Annotated in this window: 22 protein-coding genes, 1 tRNA gene and 1 riboswitch; of the genes, 10 read left to right on the top strand and 13 right to left on the bottom strand. The window is 68.0% G+C overall.

The genetic code is table 11. The features are described 5' to 3' along the window. Positions 1-93 precede the first annotated feature (93 nt). Both ACFU6I_RS42155 and ACFU6I_RS42150 read left to right on the top strand, forming a co-directional pair. Entirely contained in the window at positions 94-1071 is a 978-nt protein-coding gene (locus ACFU6I_RS42155; RefSeq protein ID WP_384377882.1) for a hypothetical protein, read from the top strand. A gap of 33 nt (positions 1072-1104) precedes the next feature. After that, positions 1105-1617: a hypothetical protein gene (locus ACFU6I_RS42150; protein ID WP_384377879.1), complete on the top strand. Its 513-nt coding sequence runs from the start codon at positions 1105-1107 to the stop codon at positions 1615-1617. 11 nt (positions 1618-1628) lie between these two features. Here ACFU6I_RS42150 and ACFU6I_RS42145 read toward each other — a convergent pair whose 3' ends face one another. Together ACFU6I_RS42145 and ACFU6I_RS42140 are read right to left on the bottom strand one after the other, a co-directional pair. After that, positions 1629-2063: a hypothetical protein gene (locus ACFU6I_RS42145; protein ID WP_384377876.1), complete on the bottom strand. Its 435-nt coding sequence runs from the start codon at positions 2061-2063 to the stop codon at positions 1629-1631. Between the two features lie 86 nt (positions 2064-2149). Beyond that, a complete protein-coding gene (locus tag ACFU6I_RS42140; RefSeq protein ID WP_384377873.1) occupies positions 2150-3544 on the bottom strand; it encodes a DUF445 domain-containing protein in 1395 nt (464 codons plus the stop codon). A 152-nt stretch (positions 3545-3696) separates the two neighbouring features. Between ACFU6I_RS42140 and ACFU6I_RS42135 the strand changes: the two genes are divergently transcribed. Next, a complete protein-coding gene (locus ACFU6I_RS42135) occupies positions 3697-4938 on the top strand; it encodes an SGNH/GDSL hydrolase family protein (protein WP_384377871.1) in 1242 nt (413 codons plus the stop codon). Positions 4939-4982: 44 nt separating this feature from the next. Here the strand turns inward: ACFU6I_RS42135 and ACFU6I_RS42130 are convergent, their stop codons facing one another. From ACFU6I_RS42130 to ACFU6I_RS42115, 4 genes are all read right to left on the bottom strand, one after another. Beyond that, the gene (locus ACFU6I_RS42130) at positions 4983-5636 is read right to left on the bottom strand and encodes a DUF1707 domain-containing protein (protein ID WP_384377885.1); all 654 of its coding nucleotides are present in this window, start codon (positions 5634-5636) and stop codon (positions 4983-4985) included. A 141-nt stretch (positions 5637-5777) separates the two neighbouring features. Next, entirely contained in the window at positions 5778-6758 is a 981-nt protein-coding gene (locus ACFU6I_RS42125) for an ABC transporter ATP-binding protein (RefSeq protein ID WP_345517883.1), read from the bottom strand. Between the two features lie 24 nt (positions 6759-6782). Further along, positions 6783-7655, bottom strand: coding sequence for an ABC transporter permease (locus tag ACFU6I_RS42120; protein WP_384377868.1), 873 nt, complete (start codon positions 7653-7655; stop codon positions 6783-6785). Beyond that, the gene (locus ACFU6I_RS42115; RefSeq protein WP_384377865.1) at positions 7648-8448 is read right to left on the bottom strand and encodes an ABC transporter permease; all 801 of its coding nucleotides are present in this window, start codon (positions 8446-8448) and stop codon (positions 7648-7650) included. The genes ACFU6I_RS42120 and ACFU6I_RS42115 overlap by 8 nt, the downstream gene beginning before the upstream one ends. Positions 8449-8660: 212 nt before the next feature. On the opposite strand from ACFU6I_RS42115, the gene ACFU6I_RS42110 reads away from it, so the two are divergent. After that, entirely contained in the window at positions 8661-10988 is a 2328-nt protein-coding gene (locus ACFU6I_RS42110) for a transglycosylase domain-containing protein (protein WP_384377862.1), read from the top strand. Between the two features lie 36 nt (positions 10989-11024). Here the strand turns inward: ACFU6I_RS42110 and ACFU6I_RS42105 are convergent, their stop codons facing one another. The 3 genes from ACFU6I_RS42105 to ACFU6I_RS42095 all read right to left on the bottom strand — a co-directional run bounded on the left by ACFU6I_RS42105 (position 11025) and on the right by ACFU6I_RS42095 (position 12227). Continuing rightward, the gene (locus ACFU6I_RS42105) at positions 11025-11345 is read right to left on the bottom strand and encodes a DMT family transporter (protein WP_384377859.1); all 321 of its coding nucleotides are present in this window, start codon (positions 11343-11345) and stop codon (positions 11025-11027) included. A 37-nt stretch (positions 11346-11382) separates the two neighbouring features. Continuing rightward, positions 11383-11448, bottom strand: a riboswitch (guanidine-III (ykkC-III) riboswitch). Between the two features lie 65 nt (positions 11449-11513). Further along, on the bottom strand, positions 11514-11852 hold the full coding sequence (locus tag ACFU6I_RS42100) for a co-chaperone GroES (RefSeq protein ID WP_030923137.1): 339 nt from the start codon (positions 11850-11852) through the stop codon (positions 11514-11516). Positions 11853-11906: 54 nt separating this feature from the next. Continuing rightward, positions 11907-12227 (bottom strand): DUF3618 domain-containing protein, encoded by a 321-nt coding sequence (locus ACFU6I_RS42095; protein WP_327246126.1) that lies wholly within the window; start codon positions 12225-12227, stop codon positions 11907-11909. Between the two features lie 127 nt (positions 12228-12354). On the opposite strand from ACFU6I_RS42095, the gene bcp reads away from it, so the two are divergent. The 4 genes from bcp (at position 12355) to ACFU6I_RS42075 (ending at position 15763) form a co-directional block, all read left to right on the top strand. Further along, positions 12355-12822, top strand: a complete 468-nt coding sequence (gene bcp, locus ACFU6I_RS42090) for a thioredoxin-dependent thiol peroxidase (protein ID WP_384377856.1) — start codon at positions 12355-12357, stop codon at positions 12820-12822. Between the two features lie 113 nt (positions 12823-12935). Continuing rightward, on the top strand, positions 12936-14432 hold the full coding sequence (proP, locus tag ACFU6I_RS42085; RefSeq protein ID WP_384377853.1) for a glycine betaine/L-proline transporter ProP: 1497 nt from the start codon (positions 12936-12938) through the stop codon (positions 14430-14432). Between the two features lie 154 nt (positions 14433-14586). Further along, positions 14587-15618: an HNH endonuclease signature motif containing protein gene (locus tag ACFU6I_RS42080; protein ID WP_384377851.1), complete on the top strand. Its 1032-nt coding sequence runs from the start codon at positions 14587-14589 to the stop codon at positions 15616-15618. 61 nt (positions 15619-15679) lie between these two features. Continuing rightward, positions 15680-15763, top strand: a tRNA-Leu gene (locus ACFU6I_RS42075). A 60-nt stretch (positions 15764-15823) separates the two neighbouring features. On the opposite strand, the gene rdgB is transcribed toward ACFU6I_RS42075, so the two are convergent. The 4 genes from rdgB to ACFU6I_RS42055 form a co-directional block, all read right to left on the bottom strand. Then, positions 15824-16426, bottom strand: coding sequence for an RdgB/HAM1 family non-canonical purine NTP pyrophosphatase (rdgB, locus tag ACFU6I_RS42070; RefSeq protein ID WP_384377848.1), 603 nt, complete (start codon positions 16424-16426; stop codon positions 15824-15826). Positions 16427-16460: 34 nt separating this feature from the next. Next, entirely contained in the window at positions 16461-16853 is a 393-nt protein-coding gene (locus ACFU6I_RS42065) for a hypothetical protein (RefSeq protein ID WP_384377845.1), read from the bottom strand. A 102-nt stretch (positions 16854-16955) separates the two neighbouring features. Further along, positions 16956-17693 carry a ribonuclease PH gene (gene rph / locus ACFU6I_RS42060; RefSeq protein ID WP_345517876.1) on the bottom strand — a complete coding sequence of 246 codons (738 nt, stop codon included), beginning with the start codon at positions 17691-17693 and terminating at the stop codon, positions 16956-16958. Positions 17694-17850: 157 nt separating this feature from the next. Then, complete coding sequence (locus ACFU6I_RS42055) at positions 17851-18084, bottom strand: glucose PTS transporter subunit EIIB (RefSeq protein ID WP_037692518.1); 234 nt, start codon at positions 18082-18084, stop codon at positions 17851-17853. A 222-nt stretch (positions 18085-18306) separates the two neighbouring features. Here ACFU6I_RS42055 and ACFU6I_RS42050 point away from each other — a divergent pair, with 222 nt between their 5' ends. Further along, the gene (locus tag ACFU6I_RS42050) at positions 18307-19617 is read left to right on the top strand and encodes a PTS transporter subunit EIIC (protein ID WP_384377842.1); all 1311 of its coding nucleotides are present in this window, start codon (positions 18307-18309) and stop codon (positions 19615-19617) included. Positions 19618-19878: 261 nt separating this feature from the next. Continuing rightward, positions 19879-21144, top strand: coding sequence for a PTS transporter subunit EIIC (locus tag ACFU6I_RS42045; RefSeq protein ID WP_384377839.1), 1266 nt, complete (start codon positions 19879-19881; stop codon positions 21142-21144). Positions 21145-21205: the final 61 nt, after the last annotated feature.

The raw sequence follows: 21205 nt of genomic DNA, 5'->3' as shown, positions 1-21205 counted from the left end.
ACCGGCGACAACCTCCCCGGCACCAACATCGGCGACAACCTCCCCGGAGGCAACGCCGGCAACCACCTCCCCGCAGGCGGAGCCGGCGACCACATGCCCACCGGCCACGCCGGCGACAACCTCCCCGGCAGCCACGCCGGCGACAACATGTCCAGCAACAATCTGGACCACGCCGCGCCCGGCAGTCGCGTCGGAGACAACGTGCCGGGGCCCCGCACCGAGACCCCCGGCACGGGTCCCTCCGTCGGCCACGACGTACCCGGCGGCTCTACGACGGACACGCTCCCACCGCGCCCCGAGACGCCGGGAGGAGGTGGTCCGGAGGGCCTGGCGCGTACCAGTGACGACGCGATCGGCGACGCGAGCCGCGGTGGCGAGGATCCGACCGGTGAGCACGCCAACCAAAGCGACGGGCCCGGCCATGACGGGGGTCCTGAACGAGCCGATGACAGCATCGACTCGAATCCCGTGGACGATCAGCCAGACGCGGAGGACGTCGGCGGAAAGCCGGACGACGACAATCCGTACGTCGGGAACGAGCCCGACTACTCCAGGCCTGCGTTGCTGTCGGCGGACGGCCCGCTCACGCTCAGGGAGGTGCGCAACACGCACGATGTCCGTACCCGCTGGGAACGTGGCGAGGAATTCCACCGCCAGATGTGGGGTGGTGGCCCCGAGAGACACTACCCGGTCCCCACAAGCACTGATCCGCGGTATCCCGTAACCGCAACCGGTGGACGCAAGGTTGACGTTCCCGTAGATCTGCCCGGCGGGCGTACGGCAGCCGTCGAAGTAAAGACATACGGCCCCTACCGCACCATCACACTGAGGGATGGCACGCACCAGACAATCCGGAACGAGGTCCCGCTCAGCAAGCACATCAAGGAACAGATCCACAAGGACGTGGCCTTGAGGCGCATGGATCCCGGATATGACCCCCGATGGTCGTTCACACATGCGGGACCCTCTGATGAGCTTCGCGCTTACCTCAAGAAGGCAAAGATCATCTTCCTTGAATACGGACCCACACCCAAGAAAGATCAGTGGGATCTACCGAAGAAGAAGGCGTAGGATCTTCTCGGGTCGATTGAAAGGCTGCGTTGAATGCAGAGCAAGAATCCGGAAGGGTCGGGCGCAGAGGTCTCGGAATGGGCAGACGGGGCGCACCGCAACGCGGTTGGCCTCGCGTCGGTGCTCGGTGTGACACAGGAGCAGTATGCGGGAGACCCGTTGACGCTTCTTCCCGGCCTTCAGAGCTACGTGGACCGCCTGCCGTTGGGCGAGTTCGAGCAACCGGACTGGATCACGCTCCACACAGATCTCACGTCGTACTTGGGTGATTTGTTGGTGCGTCGCCGCGGGGCAGCCTGGAAGAAGGTTGACGACCAGAGCTCACCGGCCGGCTACCGCTACCTCATCGAGGCCAAGGGCCTCGACGGAAAGACATACCGCGTGGAGCCATTTGACGTAGTGATGGAAGAATTCGAGAATCCTCCGATCGAAATCGCGCGCATGATCGCAAACGCGGAGGCTGTATTGCATGTGACGCCGGTAATCGACGAAGACGCGCTGAGTGATTCACCTCCGGGAGATGACTTCTCCATTGATGGTCGGTGATTTCTCTCCGATCACGCGGTAGTTGTTCCCGTTGGAGCGAGGGACATCTTCACCAGCCTTCCCGATCTGTTGATCAACAGATCGGGAACGTCTTCCTCGTAGAAGCGAATGTGCCCGATCACTCCCTCGGTGCTGGAATTCCACGCAAGTCGCTCCGCGAGCGAGTCCAGCTCAGGCAGGAGTTCGGCGTGCACCTCTTGGCGTGCCGTCAAAGACCACCCGCTGGCCGTCCGGGTGAACTCGCCCACCAGGACCCCGCCGATTCGCACCGCGGGTCCGCGCGCCGCAAGCAGGGGGAACATGTCGCCCATCTCGCCGACCGGGTCCTCCGCTCCGCTCTCGTCGGCGGCCTCGATGCCGAGATGCCATCGCAGATCGGCGAGTATGGAGCTCGGTACTGAGGCTTGCAGGTCAAGGGCGAAGTCCACGGCGTACACATCACTCATCCCCGCAGCCTAATGCTGCGTCGGCAGTCATCTCTCTGTCGTGACCGAACAGCCATACGCAGAACAACTCCCGCCGCACCCGGTGACTACGCACCGAACGCCTGCGACACCGTGTAGATCAGCAGGCCCGCCAGGGCACCCACCACCGTGCCGTTGATCCTGATGAACTGCAGGTCACGCCCGATGTGCGCCTCGATCTTCTTCGACGTCTGATCCGCGTCCCAGCTCGCGACCGTGTCACTGATCAGCGAGGTGATCTCCGTGCGGTACCTCGTGACGACATACACCGCCGCGTCCTCCAGCCAGCCCTCCAGCTTGGCCTGCATCCGCCCGTCCGTCGCCAGCCGCGCGCCGAACGTCAACAGCGAGGCGCGCGCCCGCAGCCGCAGCTCGCTCTGCTCGTCCTCCGCCGCTGCGATGATCATCGTGCGTACCGATGCCCAGGCCGACGCGATGACGTCCTGGACCTCGGCGCGCCCCAGGATCTCCGCCTTCAGCCGCTCCACCCGCGCCCGGGTGTCCGAGTCGGTCTGGAGGTCGGCCGCGAAGTCCGTCAGGAACGTGTCGATCGAAGCGCGCGCCGGATGCCCCGGCATGTCCCGAACCTCCGTCACGAAGCGCAGCAGCTCCTTGTAGACCCGCTCGCCCACCCGCTTGTCGACGAACCGCGGCGTCCACCCCGGCGCCCCGCCCTGCACCGCGTCCATCACGGAGTCGCCGTGCAGCACCAGCCAGTCGTGCGCACGCACACAGATCAGGTCCACGACCCGGCGGTGGCCGCCGTCGGCGACGACCTTCTCCAGCATCTTCCCGAGGCCGGGGCCGATCTCCGCCGCGTTCGCCCGCCGGGTGATCGCCTCAGCCACCACGGCCTGCACGTCCGAGTCCCGCAGGACCGTCAGCGCGCCGCGCAGCGCGGTCGCCAACTCGGCGGTGACCCGGTCGGCGTGGTCCGGCTCCGCCAGCCAGGCACCGAGCCGGCCGCCGATGCCCAGCGCCTGGATCCGGCCGCGCACGACATCGCCCGAAAGAAAATTCTCCCCGACGAAGGAACCCAGAGAGGCCCCGAGCTGGTCCTTCTTGGTGGGGATGATGGCGGTGTGCGGGATCGGCAGGCCGAGCGGACGCTTGAACAGCGCCGTGACGGCGAACCAGTCGGCCAGCGCACCCACCATCCCCGCCTCGGCGGCCGCGGCGACGAAGCCCGGCCAGCCGCCCACACCCGCGTTCTTCGCCCAGGTGGCGAGGACGTACACGAGCGCGACGAGCAGAAGGAGGCCGGTGGCCGTGGTCTTCATACGGCGCACACCACGCCGCTTCTCCTCGTCCGCGGCCGTGTACGCGAAGGAGGCGAGGGGGGCGGGGCGTGCGGGAGCGGAGGCTGCGGTGCCGGAGCTCCCGTCCGCGCCGCCATGTGCCTGTGCGGGCTCGGCCGGTCCGCCGCCCGGCTCGCCCGACCTGGTCCGTTCCATCCGTTCCATCCGCTCCACCCGTCCGCGTCCGCGTACGCATCGCCCCCGGTGCCCCGTACGCATTGTCCTTACCTGACGTACTCCCGGGCCGCATGTCGAGTTCCCGGCACTGTGCCCCATCATGAGACCAACCCCCACGATCACGAGGAGACACCCCACCCATGCCCAGGCGCCAGGGAACCGCCCTGCTCATCGCCCTCGTGGCGGGCACCGCCGCGCTTGCCGCATCCATGGCGTACGCCGGGTCCGCGCTGTTCTCGGGTGCCGGGTCGCAGCAGGTCAGCGCGCAGCCGGCGACCCGTCCGCCCGCCGAGCCCGCCCATTCCACCGGCGTCTGGGTCGCCACCTGGACCGGGGCACCCGTGGCCGGGGTGGCGGACCCGTACGCCGGACACGACCTCACCCGGCGCACCATCCGTAACGTCGTCCACACCAGTATCGGCGGCGACGCGGCCCGCATCACCCTCTCCAACCTCTTCGGTACGCGCCCTCTGCTCGTCGACCGCACCACGGTGAACACCCGTCCCGTCTCCTTCCGCGGCGCCCCCTCCGTCACCATCGCCGCGGGCGGACAGGTCGTCAGCGACCCGGTCGTCGTCCCCGTCGACGCCGACTCCGATCTCGTCGTCGCCCTCCGCACACCCACCGCCGAGGGACCCGTCACCGTCCACCCGAACAGCCACCAGACCTCGTACCTCGCGGACGAGCGCGGCACCCGGCAGACCAACGTGTGGCACTACCTCACCGCCGTGGACGTCCGCAACGACTCCGCCGCCGGAGCAGTCGTCGCCATCGGCGACTCGCTCACCGCGGGCACCGGCTCCGCCCTCGACGCCAACGGCCGCTGGACCGACGTCCTCGCCGACCGGCTGCGCGGGCGCTACGCGGTCGTCAACCAGGGCATCGCCGGCAACCGCATCCTGCGCGACGGCCAGGGCCGCGGTCAGCGGGCGCTCGCCCGCTTCGACCGCGATGTACTGGGCGTCGCCGACGTGAAGACCGTCATCATCGCCCTCGGCATCAACGACGTACAGCAGTTCCCGCAGGAGCAGGACCCGCAACACATCGTGGACGGCCTGAGGGCCATGACGGAACGCGCCCACGCGCGCGGGCTGCGGGTCGTCGGGGCAACTCTGATGCCGTACGAGGGGTACCCCACCTGGACACCCGGGCGGGACGCCGTACGGATGCGGGTCAACGAGCTGATCCGGGCAGGCGGCGTCTTCGACGAGGTCGTCGACTTCGACCGGGCGGCACGCGACCCGTACCGACCCGGCCGGCTCCGCCCGGCGTACGACCGCGGCGACCATCTGCATCTCAACGACGCCGGATATCTGCAGCTGGGCCAGCAGGTGGACCTGCGGAGCCTGCACCAGGAGGCTCCGGTGTCCGGCCGGCTCTGAGAGCAGGACGCGGTGGGCGGCGCGTCCTCACACGCCGGACGGGCTCATGCGTCCCCGGTGCCCTTCTTCAGCTGCCGGGCCCGCTCCTTGTCCGCCTTCGTCCGCTTGCGCTCCACACCGACCCCGCCCATCAACGCGAGCCCGGTGATCCGCACCCGCGGGGAGCTCGGCGAGGGAACGCCCTCGCCCGTCGCCCGGTCCCCGAAGCCCCCCATGATGCCGACGCCTCTGACCTCGACATTCAGCTCCGGCGGGACCGTCACGCGCATCCCGCCCATGATCGTGAAACAGCGGATGACGACCTCGCGGTCCTCGAAACGGGCCTCGCGCAGATCGATCTCGCCGCCGCCCCACATCGTGAACGCGGTGAACGTCCGGCCCACCGTCCACCCACCCTTGCGCCCGAACCCGCCCCAGATGGCGAACGCGCCCTTCGACGTGGCGGGACCGCCGATACGTTCCGCCCAGTCGACGCCCGCCGAACCGGTGCGCGCGGGCGCGCTGCCCGCACGCACCGGCGCCACCGCACCGCCCGGTGCCGGAAGATCGCGGATCAGTGGCTCCAACTCCCCATGCGTACGCGCCTTGTAGGCCGCATCGAGCCGCTGCTCGAACTCCTCCATCTGCAGACGCCCCTCGGCCACCGCCTCGCGCAGCACCTCGGCAACTCGTTCACGCTCGGCATCGGAAGCACGCATGTCGGGAAGTTCACTCGTCATACCGCGCAGCCTATTGAACGCGCCCGCTCACGTCACCGATCCACCGCACCCCGGACCCACCACGCCTCGGACCCAACGCGCCCCGGACCCACCGCGCCCCGGACCCACCGCGCCCCGGATCTAACGCGCCTCGGCCGACGCGTACATCTTCGCGATCACGGCCTCGATGTCCGGCTCCCGCACCGAGAGGTCCACCAGCGGATACTCCGCAGCGATCCGCGCCACCAGCGGTGCCGCCGAACCCGACGCCGGAAAGGCCAGCCACTGTCTCGGCCCCTCCACCTTCACCGTACGCACCGAAGGCTCCGACTCCAGGCGGATCGGCGGGAGTTCACGCTCCAGATCCACGACCAGCGTGCGCTCGCTCTCACCGACCTCATGCAGCCCTGCAAGCGCACCGTCGTACATCAGCCGGCCGTGGTCGATCACCATCACCCGCCGGCAGAGCTGCTCGATGTCCGTCAGATCGTGAGTGGTGAGCAGCACCGTCGTACCCCGCTCGGCATTCAAGTCCCGGAGAAATCCCCGGACCTTGGCCTTGGAGACCACATCCAGACCGATCGTCGGCTCGTCCAGATACAGCACCTCCGGATCGTGCAGCAGAGCCGCCGCGATGTCGCCGCGCATCCGCTGCCCGAGCGACAACTGCCGCACCGGCACATCCAACAGCGCCCCCAGATCCAGGAGTTCGACACAGCGGTCCAGGTTCTCCCGGAACCGGGCGTCAGGGACCCGGTACATCCGGTGCACCAGCCGGTACGAGTCGCGCAGCGGCAGATCCCACCACAGTGTGGTGCGCTGACCGAAGACCACACCGATCCGGTGCGCCAACCTCGTACGCTCCCTGGAAGGGTCGATGCCGGCGACCCGCAGCCGCCCGCCGCTCGGAGTGAGGATGCCCGTCAGCATCTTGATCGTGGTCGACTTGCCCGCGCCGTTCGGACCGATGTAACCGACCATCTCGCCGCGCTCCACCCGGAAGCCGATCCCGTCGACCGCACGGACCTCGCGCCGCTCGCTGCGCAGGAAACCCGTCCTGCGACGCACCTCGAAGACCTTCTCGACACCGTCGAGCTCAATGAAACCCGTACCCGTAGCCATGCCCCGACCTCGCTCCGCTCGTCCTCAGTTGCCCGTGCTCCGGTACGAGCGCAGCCCCGCCCGCCACGCCGCACCCGCGAGCCCCCAGCACACCCCCGCCACCACCGGCGGCAGGAACGCCACCCACTCCGGCAGCCCCAGCGGGTACTCCCGGCCCAGCACATACAGCGCGGGCAGCCAGTTCACGAAGGCCAGCGGCACCACGAACGTCACCCCGCGCACCAGCTCCTTCGCGAAGACCGTCGGCGGGTACTGCAGCAGCGTGTTCCCCCCGTACGTGAAGGAGTTCTGCACCTCCGCCGCGTCCTGCGCGAAGAACTGGAAGGCCGCCCCGCCCACGAACACCGCGCCGAAGATCGCCGCCCCGCTCAGCAGCATCAGCGGGATCATCACCACCTTCAGCGGCGTCCACGCGATGTCCAGCGCCGCCAGCCCGTAACCGAGCACCAGCAGCCCCTGCGTGATCCGCCCCAGCCTGCGCAGCGCGAACCGGTCCGCCGCGACCTGGGCCAGCACCGGAACCGGGCGCACCAGCAGCGTGTCCAGCGTGCCGTCCCGGACCCGGCGGCCCAGCCGGTCCATCGACCCCAGCATCAGATCGGCCAGCCCGAACGCTGTGCCCGAAGCCCCGTACAGCAGGGCGATCTCCGGCAGCGTGTAGCCTCCCAACTCGTCGACGTGCGCGAACATCAGCAGGATCGCGACGAAGTCGAAGCTCGTCGCCGCGAAGTTCCCGAACGCCGTCATGGCGAACGAGGCACGGTACGCCATCGTCGAGCGCAGCCACATCGCGACAATCAGTCCGTACGCACGAACCCCTTCGACCAGCCTCGGCCGCTCGGCGAACACCGCATCGGGAACCTCGACGGCCCTGGGGACCTCGGTGACCTCAGCCACCCTGAACCACCACCCTTCGTGTCGCCACCGACTGCACCAACCGCCCCGCCAGCAACAACGCCAGCGCCCAGCCGCCCTGGAAGGCGAACGCCTCCACCAGCCCCCACCCCGCGTGCTTCCCGAGGAACACATCGGCCGGCACCTGAAGCAGCGACGACCACGGCAACGCCCGCGCCACCTCGCCCAGCACACCCGGGAACAACGTCAGCGGAAGCAACAACCCCGAGAAGAACAGCCCCGCCAGGAACGCGATCTGCGCCGCGCCCGACCCGTCCATCAGCCAGAACGCGGAGAGCGCCACCAGATAGCGCAGAGCGAAACTGGCCACGACGCCGAGCGTCACCGAGACCAGGAACGCCAACCAGACCCCGGGCGAACCGGGCAGAGCCAGCGGGAACGCCAGCGCGCCGAGCAGCATCGGCACGACGCCGCGCGCCAGCAACTGGAACGCAGCCCGCCCCAAGTCCCCGGCCAGCCACCACAGTTGAAGATCGACCGGCCGGTAGAGGTCGACCGCCACATCGCCGGTGCGGATCCGCTCGACCAACTCGTCCTCGAAACCGCCGCCCATCATCGCGGAGGTCGCCAGCAGCGCCTGCCCCAGCCACACATACGTGAGCGCCTGGGACATGTCGTAGCCGCCGAGCTGCGGACGCTCGTCCCACAACGCCGTATAGGTGTACGCCAGGACGAAACCGAAGACGGTATTGGTGAACACCCCCGCCGCCGTCGCGATCCGGTAGGTGGCATGGCGCCGGAACCCGCCCGCCGCAACCACCGCGTACAACCGCATCCCCATCACCCCCGCGCTCGTTCGCAACCGTGCGCCCAACCGCGTTGGACACCAAAGCGCACGACCCTAGTGCACCGGAAACAGGCACCGCGACCGCTTTTCGGCGGTCGATCCAGGAGCGATCGCAGGTCGGTCCAGGGTCGATCCGGGGCTTATTCCACAGAAAGGGGCACTATGGGGGAACTGACCGCGGCCGAGGAGTCTCCACCGATATGAGCGACGAGCCACAGCAGCAGAGCGGGGGGCCCGGCAACGGGAACCGGGCCCCGAGGGACCCCTCTGCCGGCACCGGCGCCCCCGCAGGCCCAGCCACCCCCGGCGGGAAGAAGAAGGCGAGCAAGAGCCGCCCCGGACGCACCGGCTGGCGCCGCGCCGTCCCCACCTGGCGGGTGACGCTCGCCACGCTCCTCGTCATCGCCCTGGTCCTGATCGGCGGATTCATCGCCGGATACCAGCTCGTCGGCATCCCGCGCGCCAACCCCACCGCCACCGCGCAGTCCAACGTCTACCTCTACAAGGACGGCAGCTTCATCGCCCGCGACGGCGAGGTCAACCGGCAGAAAATCCAGCTCGCCCAGGTCCCTCTCAGCGTCCAGCACGCCGTCCTCGCCGCCGAGGACCGGAACTTCTACTCCGAACGCGCCGTCGACATCCAGGCAATGGCCCGCGCCGGCTGGAACACCCTCACCGGCAAGGGCACTCAGGGCGGCTCCACCATCACTCAGCAGTTCGTCAAGAACTACTACCTCGGCCAGGAACAGACCGTCATGCGCAAGGCCAAGGAGTTCTTCATCGCGATCAAGCTCAACCGCGAAGTGAGCAAGGACCAGATCCTGGAGGGCTACCTCAACACCAGCTACTTCGGCCGCAACGCCTACGGCATCCAGGCAGCGGCCCAGGCGTACTACGGCAAGGACATCGGCGACATCACCACCGCCGAAGGCGCGTACCTCGCCTCCCTGCTCAACGCCCCCAGCGCATACGACGTCGTCGTCCACCCCGAGAACAAGGCCGCGGCCGTCGCCCGCTGGAACTACGTGCTCGACGGCATGGTCAAGGAGAACTGGCTCGGCGCATCCGAGCGCGCCACCATGGAGTTCCCCGTGCCCGACAAGGTGAAGCCCGCCACCGGACTCTCCGGACAGCGCGGCTACATCGTCCAGGCCGTCAAGGACTACCTCACCACTCACAAGATCATCGACGAGAAGACGCTCGCCACCGGCGGCTACCGGATCACCACCACACTGGAGAAGAAGAAACAGAACGCCCTGGTCAAAGCCGTCAACGACAACGTGATGTCGATGACGAGCAAGGAGCGCCCGGCCGACCGCAACGTCCGCGTCGGCGGCGCCTCCATCAACCCCTCGAACGGCCGGGTCGTCGCCATGTACGGCGGCATCGACTACACCAAGCAGTACGTCAACAACGCCACCCGTCGCGACTACCAGGTCGGCTCCACCTTCAAACCGTTCGTCTTCACCTCCGCCGTCGCCAACCGGTCCACCACCCAGGACGGCCGGCGCATCACCCCCAACACCATCTACGACGGCACCAACAGGCGCATGGTGCAGGGCCCGAACGGACCCACCGGATACGCCCCCGCGAACGAGGACGACACCGACTACGGACCCATCACCGTCCGGGAGGCCACCGACAAGTCCGTCAACGCCGTCTACGCACAGATGGCCGAGGACGTCGGCCCCGGCAACGTCGAAGGCACCGCCATCGACCTCGGCATCCCCAAGAACACGCCCGACCTGACCGCCTCGCCGTCCATCGCACTCGGCACCGCCACCGCCAGCGTCCTCGACATGGCGCAGGCGTACGCGACACTCGCCAACCACGGCAGGCACGGCACCTACACCCTCGTCGACAAGATCAGCAAGGACGCCGAGGAGCTCTCACTCCCCGGCCGTCACACCAAGCGGACCGTCAGCCGCGAAGCCGCCGACACCACCACCGCGATCCTGCAGAGCGTCGTCGAGAACGGATCGGGAACCGCCGCCCAGGGCGCCGGCCGCCCCGCCGCCGGCAAGACCGGCACCGCCGAGGAGGACAAAGCCGCCTGGTTCGCCGGCTACACCCCGAACCTCGCGACCGTCATCGCCGTCATGGGCCAGGACCCCGACACCGGCGTACAGAAACCGCTCTACGGAGCACTCGGCCTGTCCCGCGTCAACGGCAGCGGTGCCCCCGCCCAGACCTGGGCCCAATACACCGGCGCCGCACTCAGCGGCAGCAGCATCGAAGAATTCGACCTCGAACTCGAAAGCGGCGCCGAGGAATCCGCCCTGCCCACCGACGAAGGAACCGGCCCCACCGACACCGGCACCCCGTCCGGGACACCGTCCAGCCAGCCGCCGAGCGGCCCGCCCAGCACTCCGCCCACCAGCCCCGCCACCAGCGGCCCCGCCACCTCGGCACCGCCCACCGGCCCCCCGGCCGACGACGGCACGGACACCCTCGGCGGCGACAACGGCGGCATCGAAGAGCTCCTCCCCGAGGGCGCCGGCGGCGCCCGCCCGACCCAAACCGAGTGACACGGGGCTTGGAGGAGCTCACAAAATGGGCGCCTCTCAGTGCCCCGACGTCGCCTTCAGCCCCACCACAGCCACCAGCAACAGAGACACGAAGAAGATCCGGGCGGCGGTCACCGGCTCATTCAGCACCACCATGCCGAGTATCGCCGCCCCCGCCGCACCGATACCGACCCACACGCCGTACGCCGTACCGATCGGCAACGACTTCGCCGCCTGCGACAACAGCACCATGCTGGCCACGATCCCGAACCCGGTGAACACACTCGGCCACAACCGGGTGAACCCATCCGTGTACTTCATCCCGATCGACCAGCCCACTTCCAGCAGACCGGCAACAACAAGCAGAACCCACGCCACGACGGCACCTCCGAACACGACACACACGGACATCACAGGTGCGTCGTCTTTGCGGAAGCCCGGTACGGCGCGTCTCGTCGGGACGCCACCAACATAGCAAAGATCATGCAAAAGGCCTGGTGACGCCGGTCACCAGGCCTTACACCACACGTCTCGCAGGAAACAGAGCTACAGATACAGCCCGGTCGAATCCACCGAACCCTCGAACCGGTCCGCCGCCACCGCATGCAGATCCCGCTCCCGCATCAGCACGTACGCCACACCCCGCACCTCGACCTCGGCACGGTCCTCCGGGTCGTACAGCACCCGGTCGCCCGGCTCCACCGTCCGCACATTCTGGCCGACCGCAACCACCACGGCCCAGGCCAGCCGGCGCCCTACCGCAGCAGTCGCCGGAATCAGAATGCCGCCGCCCGAGCGCCGCTCGCCCTCAGGCGTATCGGACCGGACCAGCACGCGGTCATGCAGCATGCGAATGGGCAGCTTGTCGTCGGTGTTCTCGCTCACGACCCGAAACCTACCTGCCCGCAGCCGTCCCGCACGCCCCCGGGGTCGGCCTTCTCAGCGCTTCTTGCGCCTTACCGACACCACAACCAGCCCCATCACACCGACCGCCAGCAACGCAGCCGGAACCACCCGCTCCAGACGCGGTGCGCCATCCTCCGACACGAACTGCGCCTTCACGTCCGACACCGTCCGATTCACCGCGACGAACGCCCGCCCGGCCGTCCGGTCCACGGCCTCGGCAGCCTTGGCCTTCGCATCACCGATGATCGTCTTCGGGTGCATCCGCACCCCGATCTCATCGAGCACCACCGCAAGCTGCTCACGCCTGCTGATGATGTCCGCCTCGATCTGCGCAGGGGTCCTGGCATCCGACACTGCGCCGCCTCCGTGGTCCTCGTCCGGTAAACCTTCATCGACAGTCTGTCAGCTCGGCCGCCCGCACACCCGGCGGCACCCCTATTACGCTCGGTGCCGTACACCGCACCCGCCCCTGAGGAGAACCATGAGCGAGCGACTCCAGCCCGGCGACACCGCCCCCGCCTTCACCCTCCCCGACGCCGACGGCAACGACATCTCGCTCGCCGACCACAAGGGCCGCAAGGTCATCGTCTACTTCTACCCGGCCGCCCTCACCCCCGGCTGCACCAAGCAGGCGTGCGACTTCACGGACAACCTGGAGCTGCTGGCCGGCGCCGGATACGACGTCATCGGCGTCTCCCCCGACAAGCCCGAGAAGCTCGCCAAGTTCCGCGAGAAGGAAAACCTCAAGGTCACACTGGTCGGCGACCCGTCCAAGGAGACCCTCCAGGCCTACGGCGCATTCGGCGAGAAGAAGCTCTACGGCAAAACGGTGACGGGCGTCATCCGCTCCACCGTCGTCGTCGACGAGGAGGGCAAGGTCGAACGCGCCCTCTACAACGTCAAGGCAACCGGCCACGTCGCCAAAATCATCAAGGACCTCGGCATCTGACCGACACCACGCCCCTGTGACGGGCGTCGCATTTTCACTCCCCATCGGTTTGCGACCGCCATGACCGCGCAGAAGCCCTTCCTGGAACACCCCACCGAGGAAGGGACCCGGCCATGGCGGCCTCCGACCTTCAGCAGGTGACCGACCCGGAAGCGGTCAAGCGCCACCCCACCCTCTTCCGCGCCATCCGGCAGCGCAAGAACCCCAGGCTGCGCCGGTCCGACATCACCGTCACCGACGACCGGGCAGTCAAGCGGGCAGTGAAGGCGGCCTCCCTCGGCAACGCCATGGAGTGGTTCGACTTCGGCATCTACTCCTACCTGGCCGTCACTCTGGGGCACGTCTTCTTCCCGTCAGGGAACGACACCACCCAGCTGCTCTCGTCGTTCGCCACCTTCGCGGTCGCCTTCCTGGTGCGCCCGCTCGGCGGAATGTTCTTCGGTCCCATGGGCGACCGGATCGGCCGCAAGAAGGTCCTCGCCCTCACCATGATCATGATGGCGGTCGGCACCTTCGCCATCGGCGTCATCCCCTCCCACGCCTCGATCGGCCTCTGGGCGCCCGCTCTGCTGATCCTCTTCCGGCTGATCCAGGGCTTCTCCACCGGCGGGGAGTACGGCGGCGCCTCCACCTTCATCGCCGAGTACGCCCCCGACAAGCGCCGCGGCTACTTCGGCAGCTTCCTCGAATTCGGCACCCTGGCCGGCTACGTCGGCGCAGCCGGCCTCGTCACCGCGCTCACCGCCGTCCTCGACACCCCCACCATGGAAGCCTGGGGCTGGCGCATCCCGTTCCTCGTCGCGGGCCCCCTCGGCCTGGTCGGCCTCTACCTCCGACTGCGCCTCGACGAGACCCCGGCCTTCCAGAAACTGGAGGGCGGCACCGCGCAGGCCTCCGAGGCCTCGGACGGCATCGAGACCACCGCCAAGGGCGACCTCGCGAAGATCTTCCGGCAGTACTGGCCGACGCTGATCCTCTGCATAGCCCTGGTCGGCGCGTACAACATCACCGACTACATGCTGCTGTCGTACATGCCGACGTACCTCTCCGACGAACTCGGCTACAGCGAGACCCACGGCCTGCTCGTCCTGCTCGCCGTCATGGTCGCCCTGATGCTGATCATCAGTCAGGTCGGCAAGCTCTCCGACCGCTTCGGTCGCAAGCCGCTGCTGATGGCGGGAATGCTGGGCTTCCTCTGCCTCTCGCTCCCCTCCTTCCTGCTGATCCGCCAGGGCGGCATCCCGGCCATCACGATCGGCATGGTGATGCTCGGCCTCTCCCTGGTCTGCATGCTCGGCACGATGTCCGCCGCGCTCCCGGCCCTCTTCCCCACCCAGGTCCGCTACGGCTCCCTGTCGGTCGGCTACAACCTCTCGGCCTCGCTCTTCGGCGGTACGACCCCGCTGGTGATCACGGCACTGATCAGCTGGAGCGGTACGAACCTGATGCCGGCCTACTACGCGATGGCGGCGGCCCTGGTCGGCGTGATCGCGGTGGCCTGCATGAAGGAGACTGCCCAGCAGCCGCTGGACGGCTCGCCGCCTTCGGTGGAGACCGAGGCGGAGGCGGCGCAGCTGTGCGCGGCGCAGGCTCCCGAGCCGAAGTTCTGAACCCGGACCCCGTCCGCGGGAACGGCCCGTACCGCTTCGGCTGAAGGGGTGCGGGCCGTTCCGCTTCATTTCGTTTATCGGACGTTGCTCTCCGATAAACGGCTCGTTATTCCGTACGAGACCGCGAACGCGCGGTCGGGAACGGAGGCGATCGATGACGGTTCGATACACCCTTGCGCTGCTCGAAACGGGTGGCCGGGAAGTGCTTGCTGAAGCCGTGGCCGCCTCAACCAACTGGACGGACCTGATGCGTCGCCTCGACCTCAAGCCGAGTGGCGGCCGGCGACGCGCCCTCCAGAAGAAGGTTGCCGGGTTCGGTCTCGACGCCAGCCACTTCAAGAAGCGCAGTCCCTGGCGTAAGTACACCGACGAGGCCATCGCAGCCGCTGCCGCAACCTCATCGTCGCTGCGCAAGGTCGTCAACAAACTGGGGGCGACTCCGGCATCCGGAACGTTGTCCCACATAAGCCGTCGCATCGCGGCCGCAGGGATCGACGTCAGTCACTTCCCCGGTATGGGCCGCCCCCAGCTGGGCCACTTGTTCACCCTGGAGGAGCTACGGACGGCCGCCGCCTCGGCCGAGAGCATTCGCGGAGTGGCACGAGAGCTCGGAGTGCGCGACGACAGCCAATCGCGCGCTGCCGTTGCAGGGATGCTCCGCAGGAACGGAATCGACACTTCGCACTTCCGCAACGCTCGCCTGGTCATCCCGGAGGACGCCCTGCGTGCCGCTGTACCGAAGGCCACCAGCTACGCGGACGTCATGCGCTTGCTCGGCCTTGAGGTGAACGATACGAACCATCGGCGGATAAGGCGCAGGGTGGCCCAACTCGAGCTGAACACCAGCCATTTCAGGCGTCGCCCCTGGGCCTCAGGCTCGACCGGCGCGTGTGAGTCGAAGTCGATCGCATCAACAACACTTGTGGTCATGCCGCAGGGGTCATCGCGTGCAAACCGAACAAGGCTGCACCGCGCACTGCAAGAAGTCGGCATCCCGTACCGATGCGATGCCTGCGGCAATCCGGGCGAATGGCAGGGGCAGCCGATCACGCTTCAGATCGACCATATCAGCGGCGATTGGCTCGACAACCGGGCCGGAAATCTCCGCTACCTGTGCCCTAACTGCCATGCCCTCACCGACACATGGTGCCGCAACCGGAAGAGCAAACCGCGCATCTCCACGTAGTGACCTCTCCATGCACGAGAGCCCTCCGCCCGGCCGACCGGCCCTTGTAGGATGGCGGGGCGCGCGAGTGCTGGAATTGGTGAGACAGGCTGGTTTTAGGTACCAGTGCCCTAGCGGCGTGAGGGTTCGAGTCCCTCCTCGCGCACTCTGCACAGAAGCCCGGCTCGCAATCCCTGCGAGCCGGGCTTTCAGAGTGCTGCCGTCGTCACCCCACCAGCTCCCGCACCACCGGCACCAGTGCCCGGAACGCCTTCCCGCGGTGGCTGATCGCGTTCTTCTCCGCCGGGGTCAGCTCCGCACAGGTCCGGGTCATGCCCTCGGGCTGCAGGATCGGGTCGTAGCCGAAGCCGTTCGTGCCGGCCGGGGTGTGACGGAGGGTGCCCAGGAGGCGGCCCTCGACCACGCGTTCCGTGCCGTCCGGGAGGGCCAGCGCCGCCGCGCAGGCGAAGTGGGCGGCGCGGTGGGTGTCGTCGATGTCGGAGAGCTGGGCCAGCAGCAGGTCCAGGTTGGCACGGTCGTCGCCGTGGGTGCCGGCCCAGCGGGCCGAGAAGATGCCGGGGGCGCCGCCGAGTACGTCGACGCAGAGGCCGGAGTCGTCGGCGATCGCGGGGTGGCCGGTGGCCCGGGCCAGGGCGTGTGCCTTGAGGAGGGCGTTCTCGGCGAAGGTGACGCCGGTCTCCTTGACGTCGGGGATCTCGGGGTACGCATCCGCGCCGACGAGCTCGTGGGTGAGCCCTGCGTCGGCGAGGATCGCGTGGAGTTCGGTGATTTTCCCGGCGTTGCGGGTGGCGAGGATCAGGCGGGTCATGTGCCGATTATCGCGGGGTGCCGGGCGGCGTCCGCTATGAGGTGCAGACGTTGCCGATCTCCTTGGCGGCGTCGGTGACCGGGGTGATGTCCGGGGTGGCGTCGCCCTTGTCGATGGCGTCGCGGACGTTCTTGACGCCGGTCTGGAGGTCGTCGACGGCCTTGGAGAGGTCGGCGTTGTCCGTCTTGTCGCCGAGGTTGCCGAGTTCCTTGTCTATCTCGTCGAGGGCCTCGGATGCCTGGGTGGGGTCGTTCGAGGCGTTGGAGACGGCCTGTTGGAGGTTGTCGACGCTGGTGGCTATGGCGTCGGCGGTACGGACGCAGTCGAGGGCCTTGTCGACGGCGCCGCAGCCGGCCGCGGCGGTGAGGGTGAGAGCGGTCAGGGTCAGCGCGACGGTGATGCGGCGGTGGCGGGTGGCCTCGGCCATGGTGCGGTTCCTCCCCGGGTGCGGATACACGGACGGACGCACGGTTCGACCCGTGCGTCCGTACTCGTATCGACGCTCTGTGGTGCGTACGTGGTTGCTTCTCTACTCGCCGAGCGTGCGGGCGAGGGCCGCCTGCTGGATGGCGCTGAGGTCGACGCAGCCGCTGGTGGCGAGGTCGAGGAGCGCGTTCAGTTCCTTGCGGTCGAAGGGCTCGGCCTCGGCGGTGCCCTGGACCTCGACGAAGCGGCCGTCGCCGGTGCAGACGACGTTCATGTCGGTCTCGGCGCGGACGTCCTCCTCGTAGCAGAGGTCGAGGAGCGGCGTGCCGTCGACGATGCCGACGCTGACGGCGGAGACGGTACCGATCAGCGGCTTGCGGCCGTGCTTGATGAGCTTCTTGCCCTGGGCCCAGGTGATGGCGTCGGCGAGGGCGACGTACGCACCGGTGATGGCGGCGGTGCGGGTGCCGCCGTCGGCCTGGAGGACGTCGCAGTCGAGGACGACGGTGTTCTCGCCGAGCGCCTTGTAGTCGATCACCGCGCGCAGGGACCGGCCGATGAGGCGGCTGATCTCGTGGGTGCGGCCGCCGATCTTGCCGCGTACGGCTTCGCGGTCGCCGCGGGTGTTGGTGGAGCGGGGCAGCATGGAGTATTCGGCGGTGACCCAGCCTTCGCCGCTGCCCTTGCGCCAGCGCGGGACGCCCTCGGTGAAGGAGGCGGTGCAGAAGACCTTGGTGTCGCCGAAGGAGATGAGGACTGAGCCTTCGGCGTGCTTGCTCCATCCGCGTTCGATGGTGATGGGGCGGAGCTCTTCGGGGGTGCGGCCGTCGATACGAGACATGGCGTCGAGCCTATCGGCTGGGCCGTTGGTGCCGGTCGGGGTGTGCCGGGGGCCGGCGGGGGGTGCAGTGGGAGGCCGGTGGGTTGTGCCGCAGGCCCCGTTCCGATGGGATCGGGGCCTGTGGGGTGCGGAGCCGGGCCGGCTCAACGAGTGGTCGTCACATCATGTCTTCGATGTCGGCGGCGATGGGGTCGGCGTCGGTGCCGATGACGACCTGGATCGCGGTACCCATCTTGACGACGCCGTGGGCCCCGGCGGCCTTGAGCGCGGCTTCGTCGACCTTGCTCGGGTCGATGACCTCGGTGCGGAGGCGGGTGATGCAGCCTTCGATTTCTTCGATGTTGTCGATCCCGCCGAGCCCGGCGACGATCTTCTCAGCCTTGCTGGCCATGTGGTTCTCCCTGGTTCTTCACGTCCGGTGCCGGCCCACCATGGGTCCGTTTCGTCACGGTAACGCACGGTTGGCCCAACTTCGCGAGCGAGCAACCTGATCATCACCAATGATGACGATCACCGGTGCCCTGTCCTCCGGGCGGGTTACGCACCGTACCGCAACTGGTCTACACCACTTTGCGGCGACCGCCAAACGTGGTCTGTTTCCGGGAGGATGCCGATGAGCTCGAGCAGCGCCACAGCGCCACGGAAAATGTGGTGGCACGGCTTCTTCCAGGGCCTCCAGAAGATGGGACGCAGCCTCCAGCTCCCGATCGCGGTGCTGCCGGCGGCCGGCATTCTCAACCGGCTCGGCCAGCCGGACGTGTTCGGCGACGAAGGGCTCGGCTGGAACAACGTCGCCAAGGTTTTCGCCGCTGCCGGCGGTGCGCTCCTCGACTCCGGTCTCGGACTGCCGTTGTTGTTCTGCGTCGGGGTCGCGATCGGTATGGCGAAGAAGTCGGACGGTTCGACGGCGCTCGCGGCGGTGACCGGCTTCCTCGTCTACTACGCGGTGCTGCACGCCTTCCCGGTGGACTGCGCGCCGGGTTCCACCTTCACCGCGGGCGGCACCTGGTTCGGCACCTGTGTCACTGCCGAGGCGAAGGTGACGGCCGCCGAGTACCAGAACCCCGGGGTCTTCGGGGGCATCGTGATGGGCCTGTTGTCCGCGTGGTTCTGGCAGCGGTACCACCGGGTCAAGCTGGTCGACTGGCTGGGCTTCTTCAACGGCCGTCGGCTCGTGCCGATCATCATGGCGTTCGTCGGGCTGCTCTTCGCGGCCCTGTGCGCATGGCTGTGGCAGCCGATCGGGGACGGTCTGACCAGCTTCTCCAAGTGGCTGACCGATCTGAACTGGCTGGGTTCCGGCATCTTCGGCGTCGCCAACCGCGCACTGCTGGTCGTCGGCCTGCACCAGTTCCTGAACACGTTCCTCTGGTTCCAGTTCGGTGACTTCACCAAGCCGGACGGGACGGTCGTGCACGGTGACATCAACCGGTTCCTGGCGGGCGACCCGACGGCCGGGCAGTTCACCACGGGCTTCTTCCCGATCATGATGTTCGCGCTCCCGGCCGCGGCGCTGGCGATCTACCACTGCGCCAAACCGCATCGCCGGAAGGCGGTCGGCGGCATGATGCTCTCGGTCGGCCTGACGTCGTTCGTGACGGGTATCACCGAGCCGATCGAGTACTCGTTCCTCTTCGTCGCCCCGCTCCTGTATGTGATCCACGCGGTGCTCACCGGTGTCTCGATGGCGGTGAGCTGGGGGCTCGGCGTGAAGGACGGCTTCAGCTTCTCGGCGGGCCTGATCGACTACGTCATCAACTGGAGTCTGGCCACGAAGCCCTGGCTGATCATCCCGATCGGGCTCTGCTTCGCAGTGGTGTATTACGTGATCTTCCGTTTCGCCATCACCGGATTCAACCTCCAGACCCCCGGGCGCGAGCCCGACGAACTGGAGGCGGAGATCGAAAAGGACCTCGTCAAATAGCTGTCCGGCCGGGATCCGCGCCCGGTCGGCAAAGGCCCTCGGACCTCACGGTCCGGGGGCCTTCGCCATGTCACCGAATGTATCGATGAGCTACTGCGAAGTAGTCGACATTTGCAGGTTCCTTATACAACCCACACCGTGCTAAAACTGGTCTACACCACTGAGTGGTCCAGACCACGTGGCGCCCGTCACGTTTCTAGAGTCGTCGCCCCCAAAAAAGATCCCTGTTCCCGGCGGCGCCTTGTCCCATGGAGGAAGTTGATGACCACGGCGAGCGCCGCCCCCGCGGCCACCAAGAAGAAGGGCGCGGCCGTGATGGCTGTCATGCAGCGCATCGGCCGCAGCCTCATGCTGCCCGTCGCGGTGCTGCCGGCAGCCGCCCTGCTGGTCCGGCTCGGTAACGCGGACATGCTCGGCCGCGACTCGTTCCCGACCTTCATCACGAAGCTCGCCGGCTACATGGCAGCCGGTGGCGGGGCCATTCTCGACAACATGGCGCTGCTGTTCGCCGTCGGTATCGCGATCGGCTTCGCCAAGAAGTCGGACGGTTCGACGGCCCTGGCCGCCGTCACCGGCTACCTGGTCTTCCAGAAGGTGCTCGCCACCTTCACCGACAGCAACCTGCCCCAGGTCGCGAGCGTCGTGGACGGCAAGGTCGTCATGAGCGACGCTCCGGTCAACGCCGGTGTGCTCGGCGGTGTCGTGATCGGCATAGTCGTGGCCCTGCTGTACCAGAAGTTCTACCGGACGAAGCTCCCCGACTGGGCGGGCTTCTTCAGCGGCCGTCGCCTGGTCCCGATCCTCTCCGCCTTCGCGGGTCTGGTCATCGGCATCGTCTTCGGTCTGATCTGGCCCGTCCTCGGCACCGGTCTTCACAACTTCGGTGAGTGGCTGGTCGGTTCCGGCGCCGTCGGCGCGGGCATCTTCGGTGTCGCCAACCGTGCGCTGATCCCGGTCGGCATGCACCACCTGCTGAACTCGTTCCCGTGGTTCCAGGCGGGCGAGTACAACGGCGCCCACGGTGACATCGCCCGCTTCCTCGCCGGTGACCCGCAGGCCGGACAGTTCATGACCGGCTTCTTCCCGATCATGATGTTCGCCCTCCCGGCGGCCTGCCTCGCGATCGTTCACTGCGCTCGCCCCGAGCGCCGCAAGGTCGTCGGCGGCATGATGTTCTCCCTCGCGGCCACCGCGTTCGTCACCGGTGTGACCGAGCCGATCGAGTTCACCTTCATGTTCATCGCCCCGGTGCTGTACGCGATCCACGCGGTGCTCACCGGTGTGTCCATGGCGCTGACCTGGGCGCTCGGCATGAAGGACGGCTTCGGGTTCTCGGCCGGTGCGGTCGACTTCTTCCTGAACCTCGGTATCGCGACGAAGCCGTGGATGCTGGTCCTGGTCGGCCTCTGCTTCGCGGTGGTCTACTACGCGGTCTTCCGCTTCGCGATCACCAAGTTCAACCTGCCGACCCCGGGCCGGGAGTCCGACGAGGAGCTCGCCGAGCTGCTCAAGGCGGAGGCGAAGTAGGTCCTCACCCCGCCCGTACGCACGACGGAGCCCCCACCTTCCGCCCGGGGAAGGTGGGGGC

The sequence above is a fragment of the Streptomyces sp. NPDC057486 genome (assembly GCF_042802415.1).
In the GTDB taxonomy this organism is placed as follows: domain Bacteria; phylum Actinomycetota; class Actinomycetes; order Streptomycetales; family Streptomycetaceae; genus Streptomyces; species Streptomyces yanii.
Note: the sequence above shows the minus strand (reverse complement) of the source record. Positions and strands in the feature narration are given on the sequence as shown.